This window comes from Nonomuraea sp. NPDC050790 (assembly GCF_044456745.1).
Lineage (GTDB): Bacteria > Actinomycetota > Actinomycetes > Streptosporangiales > Streptosporangiaceae > Nonomuraea.
Genome location: NZ_JBITGF010000005.1, coordinates 856,414 through 872,068, shown reverse-complemented (window position 1 = coordinate 872,068; position 15,655 = coordinate 856,414). Strand labels below are relative to the sequence as shown.

Below are 15,655 nucleotides of genomic sequence, written 5' to 3'. Positions count from 1 at the left end.
TCTCGAGGTGGTTTCGAGCCGCGTGCTAGCCCGCCGATGCAGACTGACGGCCAGATCGTTATCTGGTTTCCGGTCCCTGCTTTCCCTGACGCGGGCGGGCGGCGGGCCAAGGGCCGTCAGCGAAACGTCGAGGAGAAACCGAATGGAACGCATCCTGGTCGTCGCGCGAATGCGGCCCTCCGCCGAAGCGGAGGTCGCCCAGTTGTTCGCCGAATCGGACCAAACCGAGCTGCCCCGGCTCGGCGGCGCCGTGAGCCGCAGCCTCTTCTCCTTCCACGACCTGTACTTCCAGCTCATGGAGGTACGCGAGAACGCCCAGCACACGATGAGCCAGATCCGCCGGCACCCGGAGTTCCGGCGGCTGAGCGAGCGGCTCACGGAGTTCATCGAGCCGTATGACCCGCAGACCTGGCGTTCCCCGCGGGATGCGATGGCCCGGGAGTTCTACCGGTGGGAGACCGAGCCGGGAGGCTCTCCCGTCCACCTCGTGGACGACAGGGAGGGACGATGAGCACCAGCAAGAAATCCATCACCCGCGAGTCGCTGCTCGGAATGATGCAGGCGTACAAGACGACCAGCCTGCTCAGGACAGGCGTCTCGATGGGCGTGTTCGACTGCCTGGACGAGGGGCCGGCCGACGCCGAGACCGTGGCGGGCCGCCTCGGCAGCGACGTGCGCGGCATGCGGATCCTGCTGAACGCCCTCGCCGCCGTCGGCCTGGCCGAGGAGAACGACGGTCGCTTCGCCCTGCTCCCCGGAGCCGAGCAGTTCCTGGTGAGCAAGAGCCCGGCGTACTTCGGCGACATGGTCCGGGTCATGGCCAGCGACTGGGAGTGGGACGCGCTCAAGAAGCTGGACCAGGCGGTACGCCACGGCGGGACCGTCATGGAGGTCCACGCGGAGACTCCGGGCTACGAGTACTGGGAGGACTTCGCGTCCTACGCGGTCGCGGTTGCCCGCCCCACGGCCCAGGTCGTGGCCGACGCGCTGGAGCCCTGGGCGGCCGGGCGGGACAGCCTCGACGTGCTGGACGTGGCCTGCGGCCACGGTATGTACGGCCTGACCCTGGCACAGCGCAACCCACAGGCGCAGATGTGGGCGCTCGACTGGCCCAACGTGCTCCCGCTGGCCGAGCAGCACGCCGAGCGCATGGGGGTACGCGACCGCGTCCACCGGTTGCCGGGCGACATGTTCGAGGTGCCGCTCGGCGGGCCGTACGACGTGGTCCTGGTCACGAACGTGCTGCATCATTTCTCCGAGGAACGCGCGGGTGAACTGCTGCGCAGGCTCGCCCCGGCGGTCAAGCCCGACGGCAAGATCGTGCTGGTCGGTTTCACTCTGGACGCGCCGCCCGCCGAGGACCCGGCCCCGCACCTGTTCTCGATCCTGATGCTGACCTGGACATTCGAGGGCGAGGTGCACACCGTCCAGTCCTACACAAGGATGCTGTCCGCGGCCGGGTTCACCAACAGCCATCGGCACAAGGTCCCCGGCCTGGCCTTCCGCGTTCTGGTGGCTGACAAGGCCGCCGGTTAGGCCAGCCGCTGGATCCGCCGGCCGTACGTCTGGGTGAGGCAGGTGTAGATCTCCTCCAGCCTGGCCAGCGAGCGTAGATGGTCGTGTGTGACCGCGACGGCGCGGCCGATCCCGCCCATTGTCGCCGCGAGTTCGGAGTCGGTCAGCACGCGGGTGAGGAGGCGGGCGAACGCCGGCACCTCGCCAGTGCGGTACAGATATCCGGTCCTGCCCTGCTGGACGAGGTGTGTGAGCGCGTTCGCCTCGGCCGCGACGACCGGCAGGCCGCTGGCCATCGCCTCGAGGGTGGCGACGCTCTCGAGGCCGGAGACGTTCGGCATGGCGAACACGTCGGCCGAAGCGTAGGCGAGATGCAGGTCGTCCTCCGCGACGTGGCCGAGGAAGTGGGTGCGGCGGCCCACGCCGAGCGTCTTCGCCAGCCGCGCCAGCTGCGGCCGCGCAGGCCCGACGCCCACCAGTACGGCCTGCGCGTCCGCCTGCCGGCACACGTACTGGAGGGCGCGGAGCAGGTCGTCGAGCCGCTTCTGCGCGTCCAGCGGGCCGACGAACAAGGCGGTCTCACGGTCGGGCAGGCCGAGTTTCGTGCGCGCCCACGTCTTCGGCTCCTCCCGCGGCCGGAACCGGCTCAGGTCGACGCCGCAGGGCAACGCCTCGACCGGCCGGGTGAGGCCTTTGCCGGCGAGCAGTTCCGCGGCGCTCCGGGTGGGCACGGCGACGTGGTCCGCGCGCCCGAACACCCGGGCGAGATCGCGCCAGGCCAGCGCCCTCACGAGATCGTCCACCGCGTTCCCCGCCACGGACCCCAGCCCGGCCGGCGACGGCGTGCGGTGCGGCGGGTGGATCGGCGGCGTGACGTGGGTGGTGGCCACCACGGGCATGCACAACTGGCGGGCCGCGTTGATCAGCGTGCGCCCGACGAGGAAGTGGCTGTGCACGTGGACCACGTCGGGGGCGATCCGCCGCAGCAACCTCGTGACCGTGCCCATGAGCAGGAGCGGCGCGGTGACGCGTTTCGTCTTCGGCTCCCGCGTGCGTACCGACCGCAGCCGGTGCGCCGTCACGCCGCCCACCTTCTCCACCCGGGGCGGCCCGTGCTCGGACTGGCACACGATGTGGACCTCGTACCCCCGGGCGGCCAGGGCGTGAGCCAGCCGGTAGGCGGAGCCGGCGGTGCCGTTCACGTCGGGCGGGTAGGTGTCGGTGCCGATGAGTAGCCGCAGCGCTCGTGGCTCGCCCCCGGCTCCGTCGATCGAATATCCCGAAGGACGGAATCGTCCCCGCGTGGCGGAGATCATGGTGCCACTCCTTCTACGTCGGAATCATGCTTCGCAGCTGTCTTTCGTACGGGAGGGGTGGGCGTCGGTCTGGCGTATACCACCATGCTCTGCAGCCACGGTGACGGATGCCATCAGGAACAACCCTGACGTTCGTCCGGCCGTCCCTGAGATGACCCTGACAATGTGGCGATCGGCTGGTTGCTGGCCGCGGTCAACGGCACGATGAGGCAAAACGATGCCTTCAGAGGAGATCGCCCACGATGGGGCTGATCGAATTCTTGACCGACGCCCACCCCCTGCTGCTCTGCGGAGCCGCGCTGCTGTTCATGTCCGTGGAGACCTCGCTGCTGGTAGGGCTCTTCGTCCCGGGCGACGCGGTGGTCCTGCTGGCGGGGACCACCGTCGACTCGCCGCTGCGGTTCGGCCTGCTCGTCGTTGCCACCACCGTCGGATGCCTGGCGGGGGAGACGCTCGGGTACGTGCTGGGGCGCCGGTTCGGCCCGTCGATCCGGCACAGCTGGGCCGGGCGGCGCATCGGTGCCCGGAAATGGGACAGGGCCGAGAACTTTCTACGCCGTCGGGGCGGACCCGCCGTCTTCGGGTCGCGGTTCGTCACCGTGGTCCACTCCCTGGTGCCGATCGCGGCGGGCACGCTGGCCATGCCGTACCGGCGCTTCATCGGCTGGGCTCTGCCGGCGGCCGTGGCCTGGTCATGTCTCTACGTGGGTGTGGGGGCGGCCGTCGGCGCCTCCTATCGTGAGTTCGGCTCCGAACTGGGGTTGTGGGGCACGTTGATCCCGCCCACGATCGTGGGCGCCGTCGTGGCGGTCCGCGTCGTGCGTGCCCGGCTCAGGCGGCGCCGCTGCGACCATCCCGCCTGAGCGATCGCGCCGGTAATTCCCCGGCCCACCGGCCGCCCCGCTTGCGCTCCTGGTGCTCGCCGAGCGCGATGTTGGCCTCGACGAGGACGCGCGAGGCGCGCTCCCTCACACGGTACGCGCCCAGTTCGTTGAGCCGGCTCAGGCTCGGAACCAGGAGGGCGACGGCGTCTCGCGCCCGCCCCGCCTGCAGATGGATCTCTCCTTCGAGGCAGGCGACCTCCGCTTCGCCGCTGGTGTCCCCGAGCCGGGCGAAGGTGCGGCGGCTCTCCTCGGCCAGCCGCATCGCCTCGGCGAATTGTCCCTGCTCCAGCGCGATGGCGCCGAGCAGCGCGAGCGGACGCGCCCTGCCGTAGCGGTCGCCGATGCCGGTGAGCTTCCTGGCCTCGTGGGCCCTGAGGGGCGCTGACCGCAGATCACCGACGCGCAGCGACGACCAGCCGAGCCGATTGAGCGTCACCGCCTCCAGACGGGTCTCGCCCAGCTCGCGCGACTGCCGCAGTACTCTCTCCAGCGTGGCGCGTGCCTCGACCTTGCGCCGCAGGCCCAACAGCGCGTCGGCGGTGGTGCCGAGCGCGAGGACCTCGGCGTACGGGTCAGCGCGCCTCCTGGCCAGATGGTACGCGCGCTTCGCCAGCGTCAGCCCGTCACTCGCCTTCAACTGCGTCACGCTCACGAAGGCCTGGACCGCGATGCTGTACGGCAGCTCCGCGGCGGCCTTGAGCCGTTCGAAGCTGCTCACACACTTGACGATCAGCCTGTGTGACTCGCTCACCCGGCCCTGCCTGAGCAGCAACAGGGCGCGGCAGTGCTCGGCCCGCCACCCGGTCCGCTCGTCACCGTTGGCCCACGCGGTGTCGCGGACCACGATGCACAAGCGGATGAGCGTCGCCAGGTCGTCGCTGTGGCTGGCGAGCTGGGCGATGATCTCGGTGATGCGGGCGGCGCGCTCGTGCCAGCCGTACTGGCAGCAGCGGATGACCATCGCCCGGAGATGGTCGCGCTCGGCGGCGAGCCACCGCCAGGGACGCTCGTCGATGCGGGAGATGTCGTGCGCGGGGACCGGCGCCCCGAAACCGCTCTCCGGCGGGAGCTGGCCTACGGCCCGGGGCAGCTGCCCCGACGCCCGTTCCGCGAACGCCAGGATGGAGTCCGTGTAGCGGCGCAGTGCGGCGTCCGTGATCACCGGGTCGTCGTGTTCGGCGAGCCCGGCCGCGTAGAGGGAGGACAGGGGGTGCAGACGGTAGGTCGGGTCGAGCATCGTGTTGAGGCCGACGGGTTCGAGCAGGTTGTGATCGATCAGCCGGTCGGCCAGCCGCTCGTCGTCGGGATCGGCCAGCGCGGCCAAGCTCAGGGGCGTGACCACGGCGTCGGACAGTAGCCCAAGTCGCCGGAAGGCGGCACGAGCCGGCGAATCCAGTGCGACGTAGCTGCGCTCCAGGCTGCGCCGCAGGTCGAGATCGCAGATCCTCAGCTCGTCGAGACGGCGGTGCCCGTCCTGCAGCCGGGCGGCGAAGGAGGCCAGGCGCGCCAGCGGCTGGGCGGCGAGCCGCGCCCCCGCGATCCGCAGCGCCAGCGGCAGGTATCCACAGGCGGCGGCGATCTCCTCGGCCGCCTGGGGCTCCTGCTGGACCCGCCTGCGCCCGGCCAGGACGGTCAGCAGGTCAAGCGACTCGCCTTTCGACAGGCAGACCAGGCGTTCCGATACGGTTCCGGCCAGCGCGGACAGCAGGCGGCGGCTGGTGACGACCACGGCACAGGCCGGCGTGCCGGGAAGAAGCGGGCGTACCTGCTCGACGTCCTGTACATCGTCGAAGACGAGCAGGACCCGGCGATCGGCCAGCCGGGACCGGAAGAGCGCCGATCGCTGCTCCTGGCCCCCCGGGATCACCGACCGGCTCAGCCCCGTCGCCTCCAGCAGCTCGCCCAGCACCTCGACGGGCGTGCGCGGATGCTCGCCCGTCCCGTTCAGCCGGACGTACATCTGGCCGTCGGGGAACCGGTCCTGGACATGATGGGCGATCCGGACAGCCGTGGTGGTCTTGCCCACGCCGGCGGGCCCCGTCAGCGTGACGATGGCCATCGAGCCGGTCCGGTCGGGGTCCAGGACCGTGTCGACGCGATTCAGAAGTTCGGTCCGTCCAACGAAATCGGAGATGCCGACAGGCAACTGGCGCGGCGTCGTCCATGAGGAGACGGCCGTGTTCAGATCCCTGCCTCCTCTTCTGTAACCGTTTACGGATACGAGGTCGGGGTCGCCGGTCAGCACGGCATGTTGAAGGCGCTCCAATTCGTCGCCGACATCGAGCCCGTATTCGTGCCGCAGCACGGCGGAAACGGACGCGAACGCCTTCAACGCCTCCACTTGCTGACCACAGCGGAACAACGCGATCATCAATTGGCTGCACAATCGTTCGCGTAAGGGGTATTTGCGGACGAGTCTGCGTAGTTCGGGGACGACGCCGTCATGGTTTCCCAGCATGAGCTCCACGTCGAAACGCCGATGCAGGCACCGAAACCACTCCTCGGTGAGCTGTGGCACCTCGTCGCGCAGGATGGAGTCGGAGCGGATGCCGGCCAGCGCGGTCCCGCGCCACAGCGCCAGCGCCTCGCGCAGGAGGTTGAGCTCGCCCGGCAGGTCGCCTGCGTTCTCCATCCTCGCGGCTCGATCGACAAGTGCGCGGAAACGCAGCAGATCGAGATGGTCCTGGTCGGACTCGATGAGGTATCCGCCGGGGCTTGTGTGGATCACCTCCACGTCGCCGAGCGTGCGGCGCAACCGGGCCAGATGTGTCTGCAACGAGGCGCGCGCGTAGCGCGGCAACCGATCCTCCCAGAGCCGCTCCATGAGGTCGTCCGCCAGTACCACACGGTTCGCCGACAGCAGCAGTGTGGCGAGGATCGCTCTTTGTTTCTCGGCGTTGACCGCGATCGCCCGACTTCCACGCCGCACGTCCAACGGCCCCAAGATTGCGAACCTTATCCCCTTCTCCATTGATATTGCCCCCCGTGCAGGAATGTAATGAATGGCAGGTGATGTGCACTCGACCATTACGCGCGGGGTGGTTCCCCGCCAGCTCCCGCTTGGTGCACGCGTCGCCGGACCGCGGAGCCCCCGACGCCCCCTCGGACAGTCTTACAAACTTAAACCGCCTTGACAAGAATCTCTAACGATTATGTCGAGATCCTTTCGACAGCGCAAAACGTTTTTCACTCCCGTATTTGTGCATGCGCCTACGCCTGTTAAGGGCGGAAAAAATTCAGGAAGTGCCCGTGGGCAATTGCTGGTCACCCACCGGCGTTCCACGCGTCCTGGTGCGCCGGGGAAGAAGCGGGACCAGCAGGATTGCGGCGAGGAACGCCCCGGCGTTGTACAGCAGGGTCTGCCAGGTGGCGCCCGCCCATGCCACCGGATCGCGCGGTCCAGTACCGACCAGGCCGAAGAAGATCGCGCCGACGACCGCCACGCCCACGGCGGTGCCAAGCTGGATAGTGGCATTGGCCACGCCGGACCCGGCCCCCGCGTCACGGGCGGGAACTCCGGCCAGCACCAGGTCCACCAGGATGGGGACGACCAAGCCGGAGCCCATGCCGGCTGCGAGGAGGCAGGCGAAGACCTGCCAGGAGTTCAGGGCGCCGCCGTGCAGCCGGAGCAGCACGATCAGTGCTCCCATTCCCGCGGCCATGACGGCCAGACCGAGGGCGATGAGCCTGCGGCCGGCGATGGCGCCGTACCTGATCGCGAGGGTGGCGGTGAGGCCGAGGCCGATCGTCCAGCCCAGGCCGGTCAGGGCCATGCGCAGGGGAGTCCAGCCGTGCGCGATCTGGAAGTTCCAAACCAGCACGATCATGTACGACATGATGCCGGAGAAGACGAGCGCCATCAGGATGGAGCCGGCAACGAACGACCTGTTGCGAAACAGCGCCGGTGGTACCAGCGGGGAAAGACCCTCCCGGCGGAACTGGTGGAGGCCGAAGACGACGAACACCGGCAGCGAGGCGGTCATCGAGACCACTGCCCACTGCGGCCAGCCCAGCTCGTGCCCCTGCACCAGCGGAAACATCAGCATGACCGAGGCGAGCCCGAGCAGCAGCACGCTCGGGATGTCGAGGCGCAGCGGCCGGTCGGACTTCGACTCCGGCACCATGCGCGCCGCGCCGGCGAACGTGAGCACACCGATCGGGACGTTCACCCAGAAGATCCAGCGCCAGCCGGGCCCGGCGGTGAGCAGGGCGCCGACGACGGGCCCGGCGACCGAGGCGATCGGGACGATCACACCCAGCAGGCCCATCGCCTTGAGGCGCTCGGGCGGCTGGAACATCACCTGGATCACGGACAGCACCTGCGGCACCATCAGCGCCGCGAACACCCCCTGCGCCACCCTCGCGCCGGCCATCATCTCGCCGCTCTGGGCGAGCCCCGCCAGCGCCGACGCGGCGGTGAACCCCGCGACGCCGACGAGGAAGACCTTCTTACGGCCCGCGATGTCCCCAAGACGCCCCCCGGTGACCAGGAGCAACGCGAACGCGAGCGCGAACCCGGCCAGGATCCACTGCTGCAGCGAGACACCCGCCCTCAGATCACGCTGAATGTACGGCAGGGCGACGTTGACGATCGTCACGTCGAGCTGGTTCATGAACATGGCCGTGAGCACAATCAGCAGCGCGAGCCACCTGTGGGGGAATGCCGGGCGACTTTCGGTGGCCATGTGACCCTCTCCTGCTACGGAGCACTGGTTCATCGACGCGGGACTTCGGACATATCTGCCTATAGTGGCGTGGGTAACTAGTGCCCGGCTCAAACCCCGCTGGAGCCTTCGCCGCCACTGGGCTCGGAGCGTGAAAAGTGGCAATACTCCTGAATGGTGCGCTAAGGGAGAAATGGTGTTTTTCTGAATGATTGTCTAATCTGGTTTCCGCTGGTTTAGGAGGCTCTCCGAAGGGCCGCTCCTGATCGGCCGCTACGGCAGGGCCTGCCTGGCTAGTGGCAGCGTCGGGCGGCGGCGACCTCGCCATCGTGGTGCGCGGCGAAGGCGATCAGGTCGCCGCGGTAGGCGCGCCGGGTGTGGACAGAGGAGTCGGCGTTGGCCAGGTCGGTGAGGAAGTCGTCGAGCGGGCGGGCGCGGCCGCGCTGCTCGGCGAGCCCAGAAGCGCGATCACACCAGCGAGGAGTATCGCGGCGACGAGCATGGCCACTGCGACCAAGACCGTCGTACCGAGCCGGCGGCGGATGAATTTCGGGTTGTGGGCCATCGTGATCTCCTTTATGGCTAGGCCTGGCGACGGATCGCCAGGTAGGCGATACCGGTCAGGGCGAGGGTGAGTGCCAGGTAGACGGCCGTTTCGGTCCACTGCGCGGTCCAGAAGGGCAGATCGAATCGTCCGCGCAGGGCCCGGCCGGCGAGTTGGCCGGCACCGACCAGGAGCACTGACAGCGGCATGGCGATGCGGGTGTGCCGGGTGACCGCGCCGAGTGCGACGCCGAGTGCCAGTGCGAACAGCGATCTGCCATAGGGGAGCGGGCCGTGGCTTTCGTAGTACGGCCAAGCCATCGGATCATCCGCGCTGTCCGGCAGGGACCAGGTCAGCACCGCGGCGAGGACGGCGGTCGCGGCCAGGGCGCCGGCCGCCGCCACGGCGAGGACGGCGGCCAGCCAGCGGCCCCGCGACAGGCTCTGGGTCCAGGCGAGCTTGTGGGTACCAGCTTCGAACTCCCGGGCGATGAGGGGAGCGCCCCAGATCAGGCAGATCGCGCCGGCCAGGAATCCCGCCAGTTGGAAGGTGAGCCCGGTCAGGTCCGGCTCCAGCCGCTCGACCGCGGCAGCGGCGCCGTACAGCAGGAGCAGCATGACGATGGCCGCGGCCTGGGCGCGCTGCCCGCGCCAGGCCACCCACAGCAGGCCGCTCATCGAACCGCCTCGGGATTGCGTAGGTAGTGCAGTACGAGGTTCTCCAGATCGGTGGCGGGGTGGCTGCTCAGCAGGTCGGCGAAGCTGCCACACAGCCGGACCCTGCCGGCGCCGAGCAGGATCAGGTGATCGCACACCTCGGCCAGGTCGGCCAGGATATGGGAGGACAGCAGCACGGTGGCCTCCAGCTCGCGTACCACGCTCATCACCCGCAGGCGGGCCAGCGGATCGAGCTCGGCCAGCGGCTCGTCCAGCACCACCAGGTCGGCGCGCTTGCCGACGGCCAGCGCGAGCGCGAGGAGCGTGCGCTGGCCGCCGGACAACTGGTCCACCCGCTCGCGCGGGCCTATGTCGTGCCCGGCCAGCAGTGACTGCGCAGCCGCGCGATCCCAGCGGGGATTGGTCGCGGAGCCGAAGCGCAGCAGGTCGGCGACGCTCCACCGGCGATACAGCGGCTTGTCCTGGGCGACGAACGCGACCGCGGCCGTCTCCAGCGGCCGGCCGAAGACCTCTGCCCGTCCCGAGGTGGGCGTCAGCAGGCCGGCTACCAGGTTCAGCAGCGTGGACTTGCCTGCCCCGTTCGGCCCGACCAACGCGGCCCTGGCCCCGGCGGGCACCGCGATGGTGGCCTCGCGCAGCGCCCAACGCTGCCGGTAGCGCTTGCCCAGGCCGCTGGTCTGCAGCGCGTTCACCGCTCTTCCCGGCCGGCCAGCTCGTGCATGCGGCGCAGCAGCGCTGCGCGCCGGGCATGGGCGCGCAGCGCCAGTGCCAGGGCCACAGCGACGAACAGGCCCCCGACCGCCAGGGCGAGCCCCGCCCCGGTGCCGCGCTGCACGGCTACGACGGTCACGAGCGCCGTGGTGGCCAGCGATGCGGCGAGGCCGATCCAGGCGGCGATCACCCGATCCGTGGCGAACAGCGGAACCCGGCGCGTCAGCAGCCACCCTCCGTAGGCGGCCCAGGCCAGGCAGAAGATGGTGAACAACGCGAACGCCACATGCGTGCGCCCGGGCAGCGGCCCTGGCTCCGACCACCACAACGTGCCCACGAACACCGCGCCAGCTACACCGGCCAGCAGCATCGTCACCGCCCGGACCCGGACTCTCGGCGACAGCACCGGAGCCAGGTGCTCGATCATGTCCTGCGCCGACAGGCGCGGTTCGTCTGTCATGGGCGGTATCCCTTCTCCTCAAGGTGTTCACGCAGCAGGCGACGGGCGCGGTTGAGCCGGGACTTGACCGTTCCGGCCGGGATCTGGCAGATGTCGGCGCACGCCTCCACCGGCAGGTCCTCCAGGTAGAACAGGACGAGGATCTCCCGCTCCAGCACCGGCAGAGCTGACAGCACGCTCACGAGCGCGGCGCGATCCACCATGGCCTCGGCGGGGTCTTCGACGACCACGTCGCCGAATCCGGACGTTTTCTCCGCCTGCGTGTACTCGCCGCGCAGCCGGTCGGTGACCGACCGCCGGGCGATCGTGAACAGCCACGGCGCGAACCGGCCGGGTTCCCTGAGCCGGGGCAGGCCGCGGACGACGGCCAGCCAGATCTCCTGCGTCACGTCGTCGGCCCGGTCAGCATCCAGCATGCGGCACACATAGATCCACACCGGTATCCGCCACCGAGCCAGCAGTTCGGCCAGCGCCGCGCGTTCGCCCAGCTGAGCGCGCACCACCAGCAGCTCATCGGTCATCTCGTCCTCCCGTCATCTTGCACAGTCGGGCGAGAAGCCAAGAAGGTTCACGGTTCCACCTATGGAGCATGGTCACCGCAAGCTGCGATCCAGGTGCCGATAGATCGTGGCACGGCTGACGCCGAGCCGATTGTCAATGGCCGGTAAGCTCACGCACTCGGCGGCCGGTCGTGGCCGATAGGGCCGGTTCGACGGTGCCCAGCAGGTACTTGGCGAGGATCACGAAGTGCGAGCCGTCGCCGCGGCCGGTGGGCGCAACCTGGACGGCGGCGAGCTGCGCGGCGGTGAATCAGCCGCGGCGCTGCTGGGGGTCGAGGTCCTCCCGGTACGGCGACGCCGGGGCGGGACCGTCCAGGCTGTCCGGGGTTGTCTGAGCCGGTGCCCGGCTTCAGTTCGTCTGCCCGGCTTCAGTTCGTCGTCCGGCGGGGGAGCCCTCCGGCGGCGGCGGGGGAGTGACGTCTGGTGCGGCCCGCACGGCCCGGACCTCGCTCTGACCGACGCCGGGGCAGCGGGCGCAGCACCGGCGCGCGGTCCAGGTCGCCGGCGGGCAGGGCGGCTATCTGGCGGGCGGCGGTGGCCAGGTGCTCGGCGCGCTCGCGCACGGCCAGCGCCAGCGCGTCCTTCTCGGCCGGGGGCGCGGGGCGAGAGGTGGCGGCCGGGCCGGTGGCCTGCCGCCAGGCGGCCTGGTGGTAGGCACCGCGTGACGGTGACCACGATGCGATCCAGCATCATACCGTCTCGCAATCCAGCGACTTCGTTGCTTTGGTCACGGAAACCTGTCCGCGGCGTCCCGGGTGCTCAGTGGCCGCCGTCGGTGCGGGGCTGAGGATGGGGGTGCTCACGCAGGGCGGTGACCCCGTCCGGCGGCGGCCAGGGCGCCGAGCACGGGGAGTGGCGGGTCAGTCGCCGGTCGCGATGACGCCGGCCTTTTCGATCATCAGGACGGCGCTGCGGACAGGGACGACGGGCCGGTGCAGCATTCCTGCGGGGACGGTGAACGCCTGCCGAGGGCCGAGTTCGACGGTGTCGGCGTGCTCCAGTTCGATGCGGAACAATCCGTCGAGGACGAAGAAGAACTCATCCTGCTCCTCGTGCTTGTGCCAGTGGAACTGGCCCTGCATGACTCCCAGGCGCACCCATACGTCCCCCACCTGGATGAGGGTCTGGTTGTACCAAGGATCGTCCGTCTGGTCGATCAGGCCCTGGACGTCCATGGTCTGCAGGGCGGTGAACAGCGGCTGGTAGTGAATGGCGTAGTCGGCCTGCGACATGGCTTTTCTCCGTGCGGACGGCAGTCGAAGCCCCAGAGGGCGCTGGAGTCAGAAAGCGCTGATGATGGGGGCGACGCGAGGGGCGGCCAGCCGTAGGTAGTCGTCGGTGGCCAGGGCGATCGAGCGGTCCAGGCGGGCGGCGTTGAAGAACAGTTCCGGGACGCGCAGCAGTGCGGGATCGGCGATCACCTCCAGCTTGGGGTGGTAGCTGAAGGGCAGTACGGTGCCGCTGATGCTGCCCGCCAGTTCCTCGGCCTTGCCTCGGTCGGCGAAGGCCGCGTAGGTGCCCTCCAGCAGGGCTTTCACCGCCTGCAGATCCAGGCGGGCAGCGCCGGGCACCACGGCGAGCACGTACCGGGTCTGCTTCTTGCCGATCTTGACCATGGCGATCAGGCACTTGGCGGCCTGCGCGACGTCGTGTCCGCGCAGAGCGCTGACCACCTCGGTGCGTCCCTCGGGCGGGTGGCTGATCACACGGTAGAGCGCTCCGGCTGCTTCCAGATCGGCGATCAACCGCTCATAGAGCCCTGCGTCCAGACTCGCGGGCGCGGCCATGCCGCCGCTCGGCTCACCACTCACCGCTCAGCAGCTCCTTCGCCTCGGAAATGCGATCCTCGTCGCGTTGGTAGAACACCCACTGCTTGATCTTCTTGCTGTGCACCAGCCCGGCCTGGGTGAGCACCTTCAGATGCTCACCGCAGGTCGGTTGGCTCACCCCCAGCTTCTGGGCGATGAACAAGGAGCAGACCCCGTCGCGCACCAGATCGCCGTCACGCTGCGGCGGAAAATGACGTTCAGGGTCACGCAGCCACTCCAAGATCAGCAGACGCTTGTCGTTGGCCAGGGCCTTCACTAGATCAACGTCCAACACAAAGGCATTATGGCAATTAGCTAAATACCTGTCTAGAGCATGGTCATTCCCCCGGGCCGGCGTGTCCCGCTCGGAAATGCGGTTTGTGCTCTGAGCTGGGGTTTTGCTGCAGGATCGGTGGCTGCGGCCATCGCAAGGTGTTGCTATCGCCGCTCTACCGGTTGATGAGGTGCTCGTTCGGCTTGCTGGCGGTGCTAGTCCGCATTGATCGGTCCAAGGACGTTGAGCTGCTGGTGCTCCGTCACGAGAATGAGGTGCTGCGCCGTCAGCTCGGTGATCGGCCGCGGTGGAGTCACGCCGACCGGCTCTGGCTTGCGGCATTGTCGAGGCTGATTCGCCGTCGCCGGTGGGTGGAGGTGTTCCAGTCACCCCGGCGACGATCTTGTGCTGGCATCGCAGCCTTGTGGCGCGGAAGTGAACCTTCACCGACAGGAGGCGCCCGGGACGGCCCCGCACCCGTCCGCCGGTCAGGGCACTGACTGTTCGGATGGCGCGGGAGAATCCGACCTGGGTCACAGGAGAGTCCAAGGCGAGTTGGCCCGGCTGGGCTACCAGGTCGCGGCCTCCACGGTCGGGGAGATCCTGCGTGCCGCCGGTATCGATCCGGCGCCTCGCCGGGGCGCCTCACCGACCTGGCGGCAGTTCTTGACCGCTCAGGCCCACGCGATCATCGCGTGTGACTTCCTGGTGGTCGAGACCATAATGCTCAAACGGTTGTATGTGCTGGTTTTCATCGAGCACGGTACCCGCAGAGTGCACCTGGCCGGAGTGGCCGCCCGCCCGGCCGGGGCATGGATGGTGCAGCAGGCCCGCAACCTGGCGATCGACCTGGGTGAGCGCATTGCCGGACTGCGGTTCGTGATCCACGACAAGGGATCCGCTCTTCACCTCCGCTTTCAAGGAGGTCTTCCAAGCCGAAGGGCTGCGGATCATCACGACGCTGCCGCGGACGCCGCGAACTCCTGGACCGGATCCTGATCCTCAATGAACGCCGCCTGGCCCTCGTGCTCCACGAATACCTGATCCACTACAACGGTCACCGGCCACACCAGTCCCGGCTCCAACGTCCCCCGGACACCACAACGCAGCCCGCCCGCGACGTGACCGAACTCAACGACCATCGATCCATCCGCCGAAAACCTGTCGTCGCAGGCATGATCAGCGAATACCACCACGCCGCTTAACCACAGCTCAGGGCGCGTAACTCAATATTCGAGCGGTACAGGCTTGGCGGATGCGGGACCGAGCGGCAGGACAATTCTGATCGTCCACCGTCGACGGGCCTTCCGGCGGGACCTTCACGTGGTCGTCTTAGGGGCCTGAGATGAGATTGGTGGTCTAAATGATCTACCGATAGCCACAGCCTGTTCGTCCGAGCAGCCACCGAGCGACCAAACATGATCAACATTGAGGTTCCAGCAGGCTGAACTTCGAGAAAGCCCAGGTCGGGCACGGTGTAAGAGAGTAGGGCGGGTGGGACTTGAACCCACGACCCACGGATTATGAGTCCGATGCTCTGACCGGCTGAGCTACCGCCCCTGGATGGAGTTGTACGGCGGAGCCTGTAGCACCGCCTGGGACATCATTCCATGCCCCGCAGCCTAGATGGAGTCCAAGGCGATCACATTCGTGGCTTTCTCCGCGCTCAGCAGAGGTAGTTTCGGACCTATGGCCGTCAAGCTGATCTATGAGACGCATGCCATCACCGTGGACAACGAGACAGGGATCGCCACCGGCTGGCTGCCGGGGGAGTTGTCGGCTCGGGGGCGGGAGTTGGCGGTGGAGCTGGGGGTTCGGCGGAAGAACGTGGACGTGGTCTACTGCTCTGACCTGCGGCGGGCCGTACAGACTGCGGAGGTTGCCTTTGGGGAGGGGCGGGAGCTGCTGCGGGATGTTCGGTTGCGGGAGTGTGACTACGGGATCTACAACGGGCGGCCTGTGGACGAGCTGGCGCGGCTTCGGCGGCGGCACATCGATGTGCCCTGGCCGGGTGGGCAGAGTTATCGGCAGGTTGTCGAGGGGATGGCGGCGTTTCTCGCAGAGGTGAGGGAGCTGTGGGCGTGGCGGACGGTGCTGGTCATCGCGCATTCGGCTAATCGGTGGGCGTTGCAGCACCTGTTGGACGGGGTGCCGCTGGAAGAGCTGGTGGATGCGCCGTTCGACTGGCGGCCGGGGTGGGAGTACTCGCTCGCCTGAGCCGGACGACCTGCGCTTATCGTGG

At 68.7% G+C, this 15,655-nt stretch carries 16 protein-coding genes and 1 tRNA gene; 5 read left to right on the top strand and 12 right to left on the bottom strand.

From position 1 onward, the window contains the following. The first annotated feature begins 142 nt into the window (after nucleotides 1-142). Nucleotides 143-511 (top strand): TcmI family type II polyketide cyclase, encoded by a 369-nt coding sequence (locus tag ACIBEJ_RS29265; RefSeq protein ID WP_397186046.1) that lies wholly within the window; start codon nucleotides 143-145, stop codon nucleotides 509-511. After that, nucleotides 508-1,536, top strand: a complete 1,029-nt coding sequence (locus tag ACIBEJ_RS29260; protein ID WP_397186045.1) for a methyltransferase — start codon at nucleotides 508-510, stop codon at nucleotides 1,534-1,536. The genes ACIBEJ_RS29265 and ACIBEJ_RS29260 overlap by 4 nt, the downstream gene beginning before the upstream one ends. On the opposite strand, the gene ACIBEJ_RS29255 is transcribed toward ACIBEJ_RS29260, so the two are convergent. Further along, on the bottom strand, nucleotides 1,533-2,831 hold the full coding sequence (locus ACIBEJ_RS29255) for a glycosyltransferase (RefSeq protein WP_397186044.1): 1,299 nt from the start codon (nucleotides 2,829-2,831) through the stop codon (nucleotides 1,533-1,535). The two genes, ACIBEJ_RS29260 and ACIBEJ_RS29255, sit on opposite strands and share 4 nt — an antisense overlap. Before the next feature lie 242 nt (nucleotides 2,832-3,073). Here ACIBEJ_RS29255 and ACIBEJ_RS29250 point away from each other — a divergent pair, with 242 nt between their 5' ends. Further along, complete coding sequence (locus tag ACIBEJ_RS29250) at nucleotides 3,074-3,694, top strand: DedA family protein (RefSeq protein ID WP_397186043.1); 621 nt, start codon at nucleotides 3,074-3,076, stop codon at nucleotides 3,692-3,694. On the opposite strand, the gene ACIBEJ_RS29245 is transcribed toward ACIBEJ_RS29250, so the two are convergent. The 10 genes from ACIBEJ_RS29245 to ACIBEJ_RS29200 all read right to left on the bottom strand — a co-directional run bounded on the left by ACIBEJ_RS29245 (nucleotide 3,663) and on the right by ACIBEJ_RS29200 (nucleotide 13,434). Beyond that, nucleotides 3,663-6,644, bottom strand: a complete 2,982-nt coding sequence (locus ACIBEJ_RS29245; protein WP_397186042.1) for a BTAD domain-containing putative transcriptional regulator — start codon at nucleotides 6,642-6,644, stop codon at nucleotides 3,663-3,665. The two genes, ACIBEJ_RS29250 and ACIBEJ_RS29245, sit on opposite strands and share 32 nt — an antisense overlap. Nucleotides 6,645-6,951: 307 nt before the next feature. After that, nucleotides 6,952-8,400 carry an MFS transporter gene (locus tag ACIBEJ_RS29240; protein ID WP_397186041.1) on the bottom strand — a complete coding sequence of 483 codons (1,449 nt, stop codon included), beginning with the start codon at nucleotides 8,398-8,400 and terminating at the stop codon, nucleotides 6,952-6,954. Between the two features lie 328 nt (nucleotides 8,401-8,728). Continuing rightward, the gene (locus ACIBEJ_RS29235) at nucleotides 8,729-8,944 is read right to left on the bottom strand and encodes a hypothetical protein (protein WP_397186040.1); all 216 of its coding nucleotides are present in this window, start codon (nucleotides 8,942-8,944) and stop codon (nucleotides 8,729-8,731) included. A 17-nt stretch (nucleotides 8,945-8,961) separates the two neighbouring features. Then, complete coding sequence (locus ACIBEJ_RS29230; protein ID WP_397186039.1) at nucleotides 8,962-9,600, bottom strand: hypothetical protein; 639 nt, start codon at nucleotides 9,598-9,600, stop codon at nucleotides 8,962-8,964. Then, the gene (locus tag ACIBEJ_RS29225; protein WP_397186038.1) at nucleotides 9,597-10,292 is read right to left on the bottom strand and encodes an ABC transporter ATP-binding protein; all 696 of its coding nucleotides are present in this window, start codon (nucleotides 10,290-10,292) and stop codon (nucleotides 9,597-9,599) included. Before ACIBEJ_RS29225 ends, ACIBEJ_RS29230 begins: the two co-directional genes overlap by 4 nt. Beyond that, nucleotides 10,289-10,771 carry a hypothetical protein gene (locus ACIBEJ_RS29220; protein ID WP_397186037.1) on the bottom strand — a complete coding sequence of 161 codons (483 nt, stop codon included), beginning with the start codon at nucleotides 10,769-10,771 and terminating at the stop codon, nucleotides 10,289-10,291. Before ACIBEJ_RS29220 ends, ACIBEJ_RS29225 begins: the two co-directional genes overlap by 4 nt. Beyond that, nucleotides 10,768-11,292, bottom strand: coding sequence for an RNA polymerase sigma factor (locus ACIBEJ_RS29215; RefSeq protein ID WP_397186036.1), 525 nt, complete (start codon nucleotides 11,290-11,292; stop codon nucleotides 10,768-10,770). The genes ACIBEJ_RS29220 and ACIBEJ_RS29215 overlap by 4 nt, the downstream gene beginning before the upstream one ends. An 899-nt stretch (nucleotides 11,293-12,191) precedes the next feature. Then, complete coding sequence (locus tag ACIBEJ_RS29210) at nucleotides 12,192-12,563, bottom strand: cupin domain-containing protein (RefSeq protein ID WP_397186035.1); 372 nt, start codon at nucleotides 12,561-12,563, stop codon at nucleotides 12,192-12,194. 48 nt (nucleotides 12,564-12,611) lie between these two features. Next, nucleotides 12,612-13,142 (bottom strand): YbaK/EbsC family protein, encoded by a 531-nt coding sequence (locus ACIBEJ_RS29205; RefSeq protein ID WP_397186034.1) that lies wholly within the window; start codon nucleotides 13,140-13,142, stop codon nucleotides 12,612-12,614. Beyond that, entirely contained in the window at nucleotides 13,132-13,434 is a 303-nt protein-coding gene (locus ACIBEJ_RS29200; protein ID WP_397186033.1) for an ArsR/SmtB family transcription factor, read from the bottom strand. The genes ACIBEJ_RS29205 and ACIBEJ_RS29200 overlap by 11 nt, the downstream gene beginning before the upstream one ends. A 534-nt stretch (nucleotides 13,435-13,968) precedes the next feature. Here ACIBEJ_RS29200 and ACIBEJ_RS29195 point away from each other — a divergent pair. After that, entirely contained in the window at nucleotides 13,969-14,412 is a 444-nt protein-coding gene (locus ACIBEJ_RS29195) for a hypothetical protein (protein WP_397186032.1), read from the top strand. Nucleotides 14,413-14,899: 487 nt separating this feature from the next. Here the strand turns inward: ACIBEJ_RS29195 and ACIBEJ_RS29190 are convergent. After that, nucleotides 14,900-14,973: transfer RNA gene (locus tag ACIBEJ_RS29190), tRNA-Ile, on the bottom strand. 129 nt (nucleotides 14,974-15,102) lie between these two features. On the opposite strand from ACIBEJ_RS29190, the gene ACIBEJ_RS29185 reads away from it, so the two are divergent. Further along, on the top strand, nucleotides 15,103-15,630 hold the full coding sequence (locus ACIBEJ_RS29185) for a histidine phosphatase family protein (protein ID WP_397186031.1): 528 nt from the start codon (nucleotides 15,103-15,105) through the stop codon (nucleotides 15,628-15,630). The last annotated feature ends 25 nt before the right edge of the window (nucleotides 15,631-15,655 follow it).